Origin of the sequence: Janthinobacterium sp. 344, assembly GCF_900112025.1 — a bacterium.
GTDB lineage: Bacteria > Pseudomonadota > Gammaproteobacteria > Burkholderiales > Burkholderiaceae_D > Janthinobacterium.
In genome coordinates this window covers 99,717-113,231 of the sequence record NZ_FOKL01000002.1, presented here as the reverse complement: position 1 = coordinate 113,231, position 13,515 = coordinate 99,717, and the positions used below count along the sequence as shown (strand labels likewise).

Annotated in this window: 17 protein-coding genes; 7 read left to right on the top strand and 10 right to left on the bottom strand. The window is 65.3% G+C overall.

Annotation, left to right across the window (positions count from 1 at the left end; translation table 11 throughout):
- Both BM193_RS06750 and BM193_RS06745 read right to left on the bottom strand, forming a co-directional pair.
- Entirely contained in the window at positions 1 to 1,140 is a 1,140-nt protein-coding gene (locus BM193_RS06750; protein WP_302847688.1) for a PilT/PilU family type 4a pilus ATPase, read from the bottom strand.
- A gap of 3 nt (positions 1,141 to 1,143) precedes the next feature.
- Positions 1,144 to 2,187 (bottom strand): type IV pilus twitching motility protein PilT, encoded by a 1,044-nt coding sequence (locus BM193_RS06745; RefSeq protein ID WP_092803196.1) that lies wholly within the window; start codon positions 2,185 to 2,187, stop codon positions 1,144 to 1,146.
- Between the two features lie 70 nt (positions 2,188 to 2,257).
- On the opposite strand from BM193_RS06745, the gene BM193_RS06740 reads away from it, so the two are divergent.
- A complete protein-coding gene (locus BM193_RS06740) occupies positions 2,258 to 2,962 on the top strand; it encodes a YggS family pyridoxal phosphate-dependent enzyme (RefSeq protein WP_092803558.1) in 705 nt (234 codons plus the stop codon).
- Positions 2,963 to 2,980: 18 nt separating this feature from the next.
- Positions 2,981 to 3,811, top strand: coding sequence for a pyrroline-5-carboxylate reductase (gene proC / locus BM193_RS06735; RefSeq protein ID WP_092803198.1), 831 nt, complete (start codon positions 2,981 to 2,983; stop codon positions 3,809 to 3,811).
- 6 nt (positions 3,812 to 3,817) lie between these two features.
- Here proC and BM193_RS06730 read toward each other — a convergent pair whose 3' ends face one another.
- The 8 genes from BM193_RS06730 to BM193_RS06695 form a co-directional block, all read right to left on the bottom strand.
- Positions 3,818 to 4,534, bottom strand: coding sequence for an anti-sigma factor (locus tag BM193_RS06730; RefSeq protein ID WP_092803201.1), 717 nt, complete (start codon positions 4,532 to 4,534; stop codon positions 3,818 to 3,820).
- Positions 4,531 to 5,088, bottom strand: a complete 558-nt coding sequence (locus BM193_RS06725; protein WP_092803204.1) for a sigma-70 family RNA polymerase sigma factor — start codon at positions 5,086 to 5,088, stop codon at positions 4,531 to 4,533. Before BM193_RS06725 ends, BM193_RS06730 begins: the two co-directional genes overlap by 4 nt.
- A 106-nt stretch (positions 5,089 to 5,194) precedes the next feature.
- A complete protein-coding gene (locus BM193_RS06720) occupies positions 5,195 to 5,752 on the bottom strand; it encodes a DUF3455 domain-containing protein (protein WP_092803207.1) in 558 nt (185 codons plus the stop codon).
- A 90-nt stretch (positions 5,753 to 5,842) separates the two neighbouring features.
- Positions 5,843 to 6,190, bottom strand: a complete 348-nt coding sequence (locus BM193_RS06715; RefSeq protein ID WP_092803210.1) for a hypothetical protein — start codon at positions 6,188 to 6,190, stop codon at positions 5,843 to 5,845.
- Positions 6,187 to 6,573 carry a phage holin family protein gene (locus BM193_RS06710; protein ID WP_092803214.1) on the bottom strand — a complete coding sequence of 129 codons (387 nt, stop codon included), beginning with the start codon at positions 6,571 to 6,573 and terminating at the stop codon, positions 6,187 to 6,189. Before BM193_RS06710 ends, BM193_RS06715 begins: the two co-directional genes overlap by 4 nt.
- Positions 6,574 to 6,652: 79 nt before the next feature.
- Entirely contained in the window at positions 6,653 to 7,009 is a 357-nt protein-coding gene (locus BM193_RS06705; RefSeq protein WP_092803217.1) for an ElaB/YgaM/YqjD family protein, read from the bottom strand.
- A gap of 107 nt (positions 7,010 to 7,116) precedes the next feature.
- Positions 7,117 to 7,971, bottom strand: coding sequence for a 4-hydroxybenzoate octaprenyltransferase (gene ubiA / locus BM193_RS06700; RefSeq protein ID WP_092803220.1), 855 nt, complete (start codon positions 7,969 to 7,971; stop codon positions 7,117 to 7,119).
- Between the two features lie 76 nt (positions 7,972 to 8,047).
- Entirely contained in the window at positions 8,048 to 8,986 is a 939-nt protein-coding gene (locus tag BM193_RS06695; RefSeq protein WP_092803223.1) for a hydrogen peroxide-inducible genes activator, read from the bottom strand.
- A gap of 137 nt (positions 8,987 to 9,123) precedes the next feature.
- Here BM193_RS06695 and BM193_RS06690 point away from each other — a divergent pair, with 137 nt between their 5' ends.
- The 5 genes from BM193_RS06690 to BM193_RS06670 all read left to right on the top strand — a co-directional run bounded on the left by BM193_RS06690 (position 9,124) and on the right by BM193_RS06670 (position 13,482).
- A complete protein-coding gene (locus BM193_RS06690) occupies positions 9,124 to 9,363 on the top strand; it encodes a DUF3717 domain-containing protein (protein WP_092803227.1) in 240 nt (79 codons plus the stop codon).
- A 34-nt stretch (positions 9,364 to 9,397) separates the two neighbouring features.
- Positions 9,398 to 9,874: a D-glycero-beta-D-manno-heptose 1-phosphate adenylyltransferase gene (gene rfaE2 / locus BM193_RS06685; RefSeq protein WP_092803230.1), complete on the top strand. Its 477-nt coding sequence runs from the start codon at positions 9,398 to 9,400 to the stop codon at positions 9,872 to 9,874.
- 162 nt (positions 9,875 to 10,036) lie between these two features.
- On the top strand, positions 10,037 to 11,521 hold the full coding sequence (locus BM193_RS06680; protein ID WP_139176350.1) for a hypothetical protein: 1,485 nt from the start codon (positions 10,037 to 10,039) through the stop codon (positions 11,519 to 11,521).
- A complete protein-coding gene (locus BM193_RS06675; RefSeq protein WP_092803236.1) occupies positions 11,518 to 12,987 on the top strand; it encodes a hypothetical protein in 1,470 nt (489 codons plus the stop codon). The genes BM193_RS06680 and BM193_RS06675 overlap by 4 nt, the downstream gene beginning before the upstream one ends.
- A 45-nt stretch (positions 12,988 to 13,032) precedes the next feature.
- Positions 13,033 to 13,482, top strand: a complete 450-nt coding sequence (locus BM193_RS06670; protein ID WP_092803239.1) for a hypothetical protein — start codon at positions 13,033 to 13,035, stop codon at positions 13,480 to 13,482.
- Positions 13,483 to 13,515: the final 33 nt, after the last annotated feature.

Here is a 13,515-nt window from a genome sequence, read left to right as displayed (position 1 = left end):
TCAGAGCAGCCCCAGCTTGACGGCGCCCGCAGGCGCTGCCGCCTCCGGCGCCGTCTTGCCATTGAGCTTGATACTCAGGCGCAGGTCGTTGACGGAGTCCGCATTGCGCAAGGCGTCTTCATAGCTGATGGCACCCGCCTCGTGCAGGTCGAACAGGGCCTGGTCGAAAGTCTGCATGCCCAGTTCGCGCGATTTTTTCATCAATTCCTTGATCTCGTGCACCTGGCCCTTGAAGATCAAATCGCTCATCAGCGGCGAGTTGAGCAGGATTTCCAGCGCCGCCTTGCGTCCGCCTCCTTCCTTGTTGGGGATCAGCCGCTGCGAAATCATGCCCTTCAAATTGAGCGACAGGTCCATCAGCAGTTGCTGGCGCCGCTCCTCGGGGAAGAAATTGATGATGCGGTCCAGCGCCTGGTTGGCGTTGTTCGCGTGCAAGGTGGCCAGGCACAGATGGCCTGTCTCGGCAAACGCGATGGCGTGGTCCATGGTGTCGCGGTCGCGGATCTCGCCGATCTGGATCACGTCCGGCGCCTGGCGCAGGGTGTTTTTCAGGGCCGTGCTCCAGTCGTCCGTATCGACGCCCACTTCGCGCTGGGTGACGATGCAATTGCCGTGCGGATGGATGAATTCCACGGGGTCTTCGATGGTGATGATGTGGCCATGGCTGTGCGCGTTGCGGTGGCCCACCATGGCGGCCAGGGTGGTCGACTTGCCGCAGCCCGTGGCGCCCACCATGATGACGAGACCCCGCTTGCTCATCACCACGTCCTGCAGGATGGCAGGCAAGCCCAACCCATCCAGGGTGGGGATGCTGGTATTGATGGTGCGCAAGACCATGCCTGCCTGGCCCATCTGCACGAAGGCGGAGACGCGAAAGCGTCCCAGGCCGTCCGGACTGATGGCGAAATTGGCTTCGTGGCTGGCCTCGAACTCGGCCGCCTGGCGCCCGTTCATGACGGCGCGCACGTAGCCGGCCGATTGCTGCGCGGCCAGCGGGCCGCCCGCCAGCGGCGTCAGCTTGCCGTCCAACTTGATGGCGGGCGGAAAGCCGGCCGTGATGAACAGGTCGGAGCCGCCCCGGTCGCGCATCTGCGCCAGCAGCGCGTGCATGGCGTCGTAGTGTTCGTGCGTCGTTTGCATGGTTTATCCAGGGAAATTTTCAGGCGACTTGGCGGCCGAGCGGGCCGTTTCCGCCGAGATCGTGCCGCGCCGCATCAGGTCGGACAGGCACTGGTCCAGGGTCTGCATGCCCACGTTGGCGCCCGTCTGGATGGCCGAATACATCTGCGCCACTTTCGCTTCGCGGATCAGGTTGCGCACGGCCGGCGTGGCCAGCATGATTTCATGCGCGGCCACGCGGCCGCTGCCGTCCTTGGTTTTCAGCAGGTTTTGCGAAATGACGGCTTGCAAGGATTCGGACAGCATGGCGCGCACCATTTCCTTTTCCTCGGCGGGAAAGACATCGATGATGCGGTCGATCGATTTCGCCGCCGACGAGGTGTGCAGGGTGCCGAAGACCAGGTGGCCCGTCTCGGCCGCCGTCAGCGCCAGGCGGATGGTTTCCAGGTCGCGCAACTCGCCCACCAGAATGACGTCCGGGTCTTCGCGCAGGGCCGAGCGCAGCGCGTTGCTGAACGAATGCGTGTGCGAACCCACCTCGCGCTGGTTGATCAGGCATTTCTTTGGTTCATGCACGAATTCGATCGGGTCTTCGATGGTCAATATATGGTGGTTCAGGCGCTCGTTGACGTGGTTCACCATGGCCGCCAGGGTGGTCGACTTGCCGGAACCCGTGGGTCCCGTCACCAGCACGAGGCCGCGCGGGCGCATGGCCAGTTCGCCGAAGATGCGCGGGGCGTTCAAGTCTTCCAAGGTCAGCACCTTGGAGGGAATCGTGCGCAGCACGGCCGAGGCGCCGCGTTCCTGGTTGTAGGCATTCACGCGGAAGCGGGCCAGGCCGGGAATCTCGAACGAAAAATCACATTCCAGCGCTTCCTCATACGCCTTGCGCTGGCTGTCGTTCATGATGTCGTAGATCATGCCGTGCACTTCCTTGTGCTCGAGCGGCGCCACGTTCAGGCGGCGCACGTCGCCATGCACGCGTATCATCGGCGGCAGGCCGGAAGACAGGTGCAAGTCGGAAGCCTTGTTGCTGACGGAGAAAGCGAGTAGTTCGGAGATGTCCATTTATAATCCCTGTGCCTGCATTGATGGGCTGCCTGAAGCGGCCGTGCCCCGTATCCACTAGAAAATGATTATGTCCACAATCGAACTGAACTTGCAAGCCGTGCGCGAGGCAATCGCGCAAGCGGCGCTGGAGGCGCGGCGCCCGCCCGCCGACGTGACCCTGCTGGCCGTCTCGAAAACCTTCGGCGCGGAGGCCGTGCTGGCGGCGGCGCGCGCGGGCCAGACGGCGTTTGGCGAAAATTATCTGCAGGAAGCGCTCGACAAGATCGCCGCCGTCCAGCTTGCGCTACCGCAAGGCGCGCTGGCCTGGCATTTCATCGGCCCCATCCAGAGCAACAAGACGCGGCCCATCGCCGAGCACTTCGACTGGGTGCATACGGTCGAGCGCGAGAAGATCGCCGCGCGCCTGTCCGAACAGCGCCCCGCCGGCTTGCCGGACTTGAATATCTGCCTGCAGGTCAATATCAGCGGCGAGGCCAGCAAGAGCGGCGTGACGCCTGCCGAGCTGCCGGCACTGGCGCGCGCCGTGGCGCAGCTGCCGCGCCTGCGCCTGCGCGGCCTGATGGCGATTCCCGAACCGGAAACGGAACTGCTACGCCAGCGTGCTGCATTTGCGCAATTGCGCGCGCTGTATGAACAGCTGAACGCCGACGGGCTGGCGCTCGACACTTTATCGATGGGCATGTCGGCCGACTTGCGCGCCGCCGTGCTGGAAGGCGCCACCATCGTGCGCGTGGGCAGCGCCATCTTCGGTGCCCGCGATTACTCCAACTGATTGATAGAAAGAATCACCATGACGACAGAATTGAACATCGCCTTCGTGGGCGGCGGCAACATGGCGGCGGCCCTGATCGCCGGCCTGGCAGGCAAGCTGACCCTGGGCGGCAATATCCATGTGATCGACCCGCATGCGCCCGCGCTGGAAAAACTGCAGGCGCAGTTCGGCGTCACCACGGCAAGCGCGGCCAGCGACGCGCTGCGCGGCGTGGACGTGATCGTGCTGGCCGTGAAACCGCAAAGCATGCGCGAGGTGGCGGCACAATTGCTGCCCTTCCTCGACAGCGAGCGGGCGCCCTTGATCCTGTCAATCGCGGCCGGCATCCGCGCGGCCGACCTGTCGCGCTGGCTCGGCGATTACCCTGCCATCGTGCGCTGCATGCCGAACACGCCGGCCCTGATCGGCATGGGCATCACGGGCATGGTGGCCAGCAGCGGCGTGAGCGACGAGCAAAAGAAAACGGCCGACGCCATCCTGCGCGCCGTCGGCCACACCGTCTGGCTCGACGACGAAGCGAAGATCGACCCCGTGACGGCCGTCTCGGGCAGCGGCCCCGCCTACGTGTTTTACTTTATCGAAGCGATGCAGCAGGCGGCGGCCGAGCTGGGCTTGACGCCCGAGCAGGGCACGCAGCTGGCCATCGCCACGTTTACGGGCGCGGCGCAGCTGGCGGCGAACTCCAGCGAGCCCGTGTCCCTGCTGCGCGAGCGCGTCACGTCGAAGGGCGGCACGACCTATGCGGCCTTGACCAGCATGGAAGAGAGCGGCGTGAAGGCGGCCATCGTCAAGGGCATCAAGGCGGCGGCGCAGCGCGGGCGCGAGATGGGTGACGAACTGGGCAAGTAATCCGCGCTACATCACTTTCACGGCGCGGCCGATGTACAGGATCGGCCCCGTCGGCCGGCCCGTGGGCGAGCCTGTGTCCGGCTCCAGCGTGATCTCGAACAATTGATCGGGTTGCAGCGGCGGCAGCTTGTCCAACGTTAATTTGAGGCTCTGCCCCGGCTGCACCAGGCCCAGCGAGACGGGCGCGCCCCAGTCCTTGCCCTTGGTCCAGAATTGCAGGGCTTTCTGCCGCGGCACGGTGGTCGGTCCCAGCGGGATCAGGTTCAGGTCGCGGCCCTTGCCGCCGCGGCTGCCCGCCTGCACGATCCAGCCCGGCGACTTGTCCTGCGGCGCCACCAGCACCACCAGGTAGCCGGGCCCGGCTGGCGCCTGCAGCTGCACCGTCACCAGCACGGCCAGCGCGGCCGTGGCCGCCAAGCCGCCGCCGGCCAGTATGCGCCAGAAGGCCAGGCTGTTCCACCACGCCCGCCAGCCGCCCGCCTGTTGCACGGTTGTCGGCGTGAACAGGCTGGCGCTGATGCGCGGCCACAGCTGGCTGGACGGCTGCTCGGGCGGCGCCAGGGCCGTCAAGGGCAGCAGCCGCTGTTCCCAGGCGGCCACGGCGTCGCGCAAGGCGGCGTCCAGCGGCAAACGCTGTTCCACGTCGGCCCGCTCGGCCCGCTCCAGGGTGCCCAGCACGTATTCGCTGGCCAGCCGCTGCCGTTCCTCGTCGTTATCCATCATCCCATGCACTCCCGCAAGGCGGCCAGGCCCCGCTTGACCCAGGCTTTCACCGTGCCCAGCGGTGCTTGCAGGCGCTGCGCGATTTCGCTGTGGGAACAGCCGTCGACATAGGCGTACAGGATGGAGTTGCGCTTGGCGTCGTCCAGGTGGCCCAGGCAATCGTACAGCCTGCCCATGTCGGCCTGCTCGGCATAGGCATCGGCGGCATCGTGGGCTTGGCGTTGGTGCAGCAGGGTTTCCACGGTATCCTCATCGGCTGACAGTTCATGGGCGCGGGCACGTGCCACGTTCAGCGCCTGGTGCCGCACCACCACATAGATCCAGCCCTTGCCGCTGCCGCGCGTGGCGTCGAAGCTGCCGGCGCGGCGCCAGATGCTGAGGAAGGCGTCGTGCAGCACGTCTTCGGCCAGAGCCCGCTGGCGCACGATGCGCAGGGCCACGCCCAGCAGATAACGGCTTTCCTGCTGGTACAGGCCATGCAATGCCTGCTGCTCGCCCCTGGCGCAGGCGCGCAGGGCGGCATCGTAATCGTAGGGGGCGGCTTGGCTGGGCAAGGTCGGCGCAATCGTCAGGACGCGGTTATCAGGAGTTATCGGTTAGCAAGTTTGCACTGCCGAGTATAGGCCAGAAACCCGCTTGCCAACCGTCATGGCCGCGTATTTATGCGTTTTTCCAGAAGATGTAATCGGCCTGGTAGGGCACCCATTGTTTGGCGCCGATGCTGTCCATGCCGCAGGGGCTGCCGGGCGCCACGCCGCCGCGGGTGGCCACGCGCTGGATATAGCTGACGCCCTGCATGGCGCCGCTGCCCGTGGCCGGGTTGGCTTTTACCAGCTGATACGGGATATTGCCCGCGCCGGCCGGCGCCACGGCCACTTGCGTCGCCGTCACTTTGGAGCCGTCGAGGCTGGCCCAGGTGGCGGGTGGTCCGACATAGGTGCCGACCTGCATGCCGCCGCGGTCATTCAGGGCCGCGTCCGGTCCCACGAAGACCCATTCATGGCCCGTGTTATCTTTTTTCGCCTTGCACTCATAGGCGATCTTGCCCACGCCCACGGTCTGCATGGCCACCTGGTGGCCGCCGGGCACCTGTACGGCGGCTGGCAATTGTTCCTGCGAGTACCGCGCGCTCATGGGGGCGCAGGCGGCCAGCAGCAGGGCGGCGCACAGCACGGTGAGGGAAGGGGCGGTATGGCGTGGGGCGGTAAATGAGATCATGGCAGGCTCCTGGTCGTTGGCTCAACCGGATGGTTGATGCCAGTACTACCCACGAGCCTGCGATTTGGATGCAGCTTGGCAAAAAATATTTTACGGCGCCGCGTCTTTCTTGCTGAAACGCTGCGCCAGCGCCAGCACGACGGGCATGGCGGTGGTGGCGTGCTTGAGCAGCATGCCGCTGGCCCGCAGCAGGGGCAGGAAGCGGCGCGGGCGCACCAGCAGCAGGCCCAGCACGGCGCCGCCTATCATCAGGGGCACTTTAAAGCGCGTGGCCAGGGTGTGGCGCAAGTTGCCGCCCGTCAGCGGCTCCAGCAGCTGGCGCGTCTGCACGCCCAGGGCCAGGCGCTGCAGCGCGCATTCGGCCAGCAGCGCATCGCGCCGCTGTGCCAGGCTGGTGGCCGTGTGGACATTGGACAGTTTGGTGGGATGCGTGGTCATGGCTGCTCCGATCCCCGGCGCGCCAGATGCTGCAGCTCGTCCAGGTCTTTGTTCAGTTCGCTCATGGTAAATGACAGCAATTTCGGCTTGCTGCGGAAACTGGCGCGCACGCCCAGCAGGGTGCCCAGCGCGGCGAGGATGAAGACGGCGGCCGTGATGGCGATGGCGGCGATGCGGTGCGTATCCCAGAACAGCACGATGACGAGAAACACGATCAGCACCAGGCCGACGAACAGGCATAGCAGGGCCAGCATGGCCAGCGCCAGATAAGACAGGAAGCGCAGCGACTCTTCTTCCATTTCCACGGCCGCCAGGGCCAGACGGGTCTGGACGATGGCGGCGAGGGTCGCTGCGACCTGGGCGACATGATGCACGATAGCCATATGTTGCCTTTCGCGTCAGGGGACGGCCAGGCCGTCGGTCAAGCCCGGCGGACTGTGCCGCCGTGCCCGTAGCGCATGCTTAACGGCGTGACGACGACAGCAGCAGGCCGAACAGCACGCCGACGACGGCGCCGGCGCCCACGGCTTTCCATGGATTGTCCTGCACGTATTCGTCGGTGGCCTTGGCCGCCTTTTTGGTGCGGTCGAGCAAGTCCTCTTCCAGCTTGATCAAGTCTTTCTTGGCCGTTTCCACGGTGGCGATGAACCGCTCCTTGACGGCTTTGATATTGTCGCCCGTCTGGTCCTTGGCGCCATCGAGCCAGCCTTCGGCTTCATTGATGACGTTTTTCAGGTCGCCAACCAGTTTGTCGCGTGCCTTGTCGGCGTCGGCGAGGATGTTGTCGCTGCTGGATTTGCCGGTATGTGTCGAGCTCATGTATTACCTCATCGAAGTGAAACTGCACAGTGAAATACCAGTGTAGGCAGCAGCGGCCTGGCTGTCTTGCGCCGCCTCAAAGGCTGCCGTAGCGCAAGACGGATTGGCTAGCGGAAAGCGAAGTCCAGCACCACCCCCGCAAATACCGCTGCTCCTAGCCAGTTATTATGCCGGAATGCCGCAAAACACGGCATACGCTCGCGTGTGCGGATCAAGGTGTAGTGATAAACGGCACATCCGGCGGCCACCGCCAGGCCCGCCACGAACCAGCTGCGCAAGCCCAGATGCCAGCCACAGACCAGCCACAACAGCAGGAAGACGGCATAGCACAGCATGATGATGGCCACGTCGTAGCGGCCAAAGGTGATGGCCGAGGTCTTGATGCCGATCTTCAAGTCGTCGTCGCGGTCGACCATCGCATATTCCGTGTCGTAGGCCACGGCCCAGAAGACATTGCCCAGCAACAACAGCCACGCGACGACGGGCACGGCCCCCGTGATGGCGGCAAAGCCCATGGGAATGCCGAAGCCGAAGGCGATGCCCAGGTAGGCCTGCGGAATGGCAAAGAAGCGCTTGAAGTAGGGATAGGTGGCGGCGATGATGACGGCGGCCACGGACAATTGCTTGGTCAGCGTGTTCAGGGGCAGGATCAGGCAGAAGGCCAGCACGGTCAGCACGCCGGCCACGGCCAGCGCTTCCTTGCCGCTGATGCGCCCGCTGGTGATGGGGCGCTCGGCCGTGCGCTTGACGAATTTGTCGATATCCTGGTCGGCGTAGTCATTGATGGCGCAGCCAGCCGAGCGCATCAGGAAGGTGCCGAGGGTGAAGATGAGCAGCAGCCGCCAGTCCGGCACGCCCTGCTGCGCCAGCCACAGCGCGCACAGGGTAGGCCACAGCAGCAATACGGTACCGATAGGCTTGTCCAGCCGTATCAGGCGAAAATACAGCGCCAGCTTGTTCATGGAAGACTCGATCTTGTTAAACAGAAAGGTCGATTATCGCAAATCGTACGCAAATGTACTATTTTGCGCCTGGCAACTACGCTGCGCTCTCGCACAGCGGAGTAATGCCCGGCAAGTCGCAGCTGGCGATGGCCGCGCACAGGGCGTCGATGGCGGCCTTGCGGGTAAAACTCTTGCGCCACAGCATGACCACCCGGCGCGACGGCACGGGCTCGGCGAACGGGCGGTATTCCAGCATGCCGTCGGTGGCGTGCATGTTCGCCACGGAGGCGCGCGGCAAGACCGTCAGGCCGATGCCGCTGGCCACCATGTGGCGGATGGTTTCCAGTGAGGAACCTTCAAAGGTGCGCTGCATGCCGTTGCCGGGCGAGGAAAAGCGCGCCATTTCCGGGCACACTTCCAGCACCTGGTCGCGGAAACAGTGGCCATTGCCCAACAGCAGCATGGTTTCCGATTTCAAATCCTGCGCGGCGATCGTCTCGCGCGCCGTCCACGGATGGTGGCGCGGCATGGCCACGACAAACGGTTCGTCATACAGATCCTGCATGGCCATGCCGTGCTCGGGCAGGGGCAGGGCCATGATGGCCACGTCCAGTTCGCCCTGGCGCAACAGTTCGAGCAGGCGTACCGTGAAATTCTCCTGCAAGATCAAGGGCATCTGCGGTACCTGGTCTATCATGGCCTTGACCAGCGGCGGCAGCAGGTAGGGGCCGATCGTGTAGATCACGCCCAGGCGCAGGGGGCCGGCCAGCGGGTCCTTGTTTTGCTTGGCGAGTTCCTTGATGGCGGCCGTCTGTTCCAGCACGCGTTCGGCCTGGGCAATGATCTGCGCGCCCAGCGGCGTGACGGAAATTTCCGCGCCCCCCCGTTCGAACAGGACAACGCCCAGCTCGTCTTCGAGTTTCTTGATGGCCACTGACAAGGTGGGCTGGGCAACGAAGCAGGCTTCGGCGGCATGGCCAAAGTGCTTCGCTCGCGCGACTGCAACGATGTATTTCAGTTCAGTCAGTGTCATAAGGTGATTGAAACACAGGAAGTGCTTACTTGCAATGAATGAAAGGTGGCGCAAACGGTCTAACTGTGGCGCCGATGGCATATTGTAGCGGATCGCCCCCTATAATGCGGGGGACGGGACGATGCAGGGAGAGGGCGATGGAGCTGCGCATACAGGCGCTGGAAGCGGCGATCAACTACTGGCGCGCCAGGCAGCCGGCGCGCGGCAACGAATATGCGCTGTCGCCGCCCGTCAGCCGGCTGGCCGGCGTGTATGCGCGGATGATTTACTACCGGCAAGATCGCATCGCCATCGACAGCCTGGAACCGGCCATCGCCGCCCTGATTGAAGCCTGGCGCCGCGACGCCGGCGGCATCCAAGGCGATAGCCACGCGTAATGCCTACCGAATTTAACCGAGACAAGAGAGTGCCATGCCTGACTTTGAAAACAAACTATGCAGCCGCGATGCGCTGCGCGCGCGCGCGCAAGCGCTGCCCAAACCCGTGGTGGTGACGAACGGCGTGTTCGATATTTTGCACCGCGGCCACGTCACTTACCTGGCGCAGGCGCGCGCGCTGGGCGCCTCGCTGGTGGTGGCCGTGAATACCGATGCGTCGGTAAAACGCCTGGGCAAGGGCGACGACCGTCCGCTGAACAGCTGCGAAGACCGCATGGCCGTGCTGGCCGCGCTGGAATCGGTCAGCCTGGTGGTGCCGTTCTCGGAAGACAGCGCCCTGGAAGTGGTGCAGGAAGTCCGGCCGGAAATCTATGCCAAGGGCGGCGACTACGACATGACGGCCATTCCGGAAGGCCGCGCCGTGCTGGCGTATGGCGGCCAGGCCGTGGCCATCGATTTCGAGCACGACCGTTCGACCACCAAGCTGCTGACCAAGGTACGGGCGCAGTAGGGCCAGCCTCGTCAATGTTTCCATACAGATAAAAAGACGTTACTATGAGAACTGCCAGGGCTGCGACCTCGTTTCGACCGCCCCAGCACGTTCTGCCGCCGTCATCGTCTGGCTATCTTGTCGCACCAGGCGGCGGTGCTTATTGCTCGTCATAGAAAATACATGGACCTTAAAACTTCTGGGGATTGGCCGCTGCCGTCCGGCGTCTGGCAGGTGGATGACGCCGGTGTCTGGAGCTTGCAGCGCAGCGCGGACGGGCAGAACGTCTCGCCCTTGCTGAGCCATGCCGATATCGGCAAGCTGATGCACGCCCGGCGCCTGCCCGCGGCGGCCGGCGCGCCCGTGCGCCACTTTCCGCCCGAATTCGCTTTCGATCCCGCCACGGGTACGGCCTTGCAAGTGCCGCCCGATGCGGCCGCGCCGCCGCCCTGGGTGCCGCCCTACGGCGCCTATCCCGTCAGCGACAGCCCCGTTTCCGGCCCGGCCGGCCTGCGCCAGGCCAGCGTGGCCTTGACACTGGCCGACCAGCGCACCCGCGAAGAGCATGCGCAGGCGGACGCCTCGCTGCCCATGCCGCCGCCGGGCGAGTACGAATTCTTCAACGCCCAGTTCGGCACCAGCGGCGCCGCGCTGCTGGCGCTGGATCCGCGCAAGGCGGCCCTGCACGCCTGGCTGCCCGCCTCGAAACGCTGGCTGGCGCTGGAACCCGAATATGGCGGCCTGCTGGCCGAATCGGACATCGACCACGCCGCCTGGCGCGCGGAACTGGTGCCGGACTTCAATAGCGTGCTGGTCTTGCCGACCAGCCACGGCCTGGCCTGCATCCGCCCCGATGTGCCCTCGCTCACCTACGTGGTCGAGCACGTGGGCGGCGCGCCGTGCGTGGCGGCCCCCATCTGGTTCCAGAACCGGGTATGGGCGCCGTTGCGCGACGACGATGGCCACATCCGTTTCGTCAACCTGGATGCGCAGCAGCAGCCGGGCAGCGACGTGCTGCTCGACGGCGTGCCTGACCTGGGCGCCATCGGCGCCCCCGTGGCCTACAACCGCATGGCCGTGTGGCCGTGCGCCCATGGCCAGCTGCGCCTGCAATTGCAGCCCGATGGCAACGTGGCCGCGTCGTTTACGCCGTGGCCCGCAGGGCTGGTGCCGCATTTCGAGTTCGGCAGCCCGTATGTGTCGCGCGATGGCGGCCTGTGGCAACTGTGCTTCGAGCGCGGCCGCGGCACGTATGTCTACGTGAAGCTGGGCGCGCAGTCCGAGCAGGCCGACGCGCTGGCGCCGCGCCTGTGTTCGGGCAGCTTCAATTACCGCTTCGCCACCAAGCTGAAAACGGCGCCGTGGGAAGAACCGGAACATGGCGACGATGGCGGCAAGAACCAGGCCGTCATGCCGCTGCTGGAATCTGGCGAAGGCAACAGCGTCTTCGGCGTCAAGTTCGCCACCAGCGCCGGCCTGTCGAGCGTGCTGCGCTCGAACGAGCGCCTGGCCGCGCAACTGGTGCAGGACGATACCCTGCGTGAAACGGTGTTCCACACCTTCGCCGTCAGCGAGCCGTGGCGCGTGCGCCTGTTTGTCAGCGAAGGCATGCTGTGGGCGTATCACCCGCTGCTGTCGCGCATCGATGGCTGGACCTTGCAGGCATGAAGGCGCGCATACTGACCGTGGCGTGCGCCGTCTTGCTCGGCTCGGGCGCCGCGCAGGCGGCCGCCATCCAGCAGGCGTTTCTGGTGCAAAACTCGGGCTGGATGGAGCCGTTCTATACGGACGAGCATTCGCAGCTGAAAGCCCTGGTGGGCGCCGTGGCGCAGGCCGCCACGAACCCGGCCGATAAGGTCTACACCCTGGCCTTCAGCCAGAGCAGCGGCGCCAACGTGTCGCCGTCGCTGCTGGGGCAAGGGCAGGGCGGCGCCGGCGTGGCGGGCCAGCTGGCCAGCCTGGGCCTGGCGCGCAAGAGCAGCGGCGGCGCGCTGGCCGACACGGACTTCCAGGAAGCCGTCACCAAGACCATCACGGGGCCGTTCCAGTCCGCGTCCGGCATCGTATGGATTTTTACGAATAACAAGAACAGCCCGAATAACGACAGCCAGACGGCGGAACGCAACCGCGATTTCTACCGCCTGCTGCACCTGGAGCCGTCGATCACCAAGACCTTGGTGTTTCCGCTGCGCATGCCCGTACAGGGCAAGCTGTACAGCGCCAAGGGCCTGATGGTGTATGCGCTCGCGTATGGCCAGCCGGCGTCGGATGCGCTCAACCGCATCCTCGCCGAAGGCCGCCTGTCGCAAGTGCTGACGCGCCCGCCGGCGCGCTTGAAACCCGTGGACCAGGATGCCGTGCGCATCGTGCCCCAGTCCGTCAAGAACAGCGACAACGTGCACGCCAGCCTGGGCCGCGACGGCCGCACCATCGTGCTCGACGTCGATGCGGCCAAACTGGTGCCGCAAGTGCAGCTGCAGGCGTCGCTGCAAAACATGTTTTTCCCCTACGTCATCGACAGCGCCAGGGTGCACGCCACCCTGGCGGGGCAAAACGCGCCGCTGCAGGTGACGCCGGACCAGATCCGCCAGCTGCAGCCGGGCGCCAGCCAGTCGGTGCAGGTGCAATTCGCGCTGCCGATGGCGCAGATCCCGTCGCCGTGGTCGGCACAGGCGATCGCCGCCATGGGCAAGCAGGTGCTGCTGCCGATGCAGGCGCAGGTAGGCCTGTCGGAGCAGCGGCTGGCGCTGGCGTCCAGCTTTGGCAAGGACTTGCAGGAGCTGTTCCCCGGCGATCCCATCTCGGACATGTTTACGCCGCCCGACAGCGTGCGCGCCTCGCAGGCAACGATACCGCTGCTGGTGCGCATCCAGTATCCGCTGCTGCCCGTGCTGGTGATGCTGGGTGGCATTCTGGCATTCGTGCTGGGCTTGCTGGCCCTGGGCTTTGCGGGCACGCGCGCCACGCGCTACAAGGTGCTGGTCGATGGCGTGCCGCGGCAGGTGCTGCTGAAACCGTTCAAAAGCGTGCAGATCCGCGACGACAATGGCCGCGACATCGGCGAGCTCAAGCGAGGCCTGGGCCAGCCGGAAGTCGCGCGCGTGGCCGAGGGCCATACCTTGAGCCTGGCCTGAACACCGATTCTTTCTTAAACTATTCAAACCCATCAGAGGCATACCATGGCGCAAGACACTCCAAAAGACAACGCAGGCTTCACTTTGCCTGCCCCGGTATCGGCACCGGCATCCGCGCCGCCGGCCGGCGATGCGCCGGCGGCATCCGCGGCGGCCACCGCCACCACCGAACCGGCGCCCGCCTTTGACGCGGCGGCCACGACGGACACCTCGTCGCGCGACACCCTGGTCGGCGGCGTGGTGCTGTTGCTGCTGTTCATCGCCTTTTTCTTTGCCAAGAATGCGTATGCGAATGGCCTCGTGGCCAAGCGCGTGCCGCCCAACAAGGCCAATGCGGCGGGCTGGTGGCTGTTCATCTTCCTGGCCAGCCTGGCGACGGGCGTCGTGCTGGCGGCCGTGAACGCGCATAAATTCCTCGCGCCACTGTTCATGGGACCGCTGGTGCTGGTGGGCCTGGTCGCCCTGTTGCTGACATTTACTTCCAGCCGTCGCTAAGAATACGCCGTTGCACGCATCATCGAAGGAATC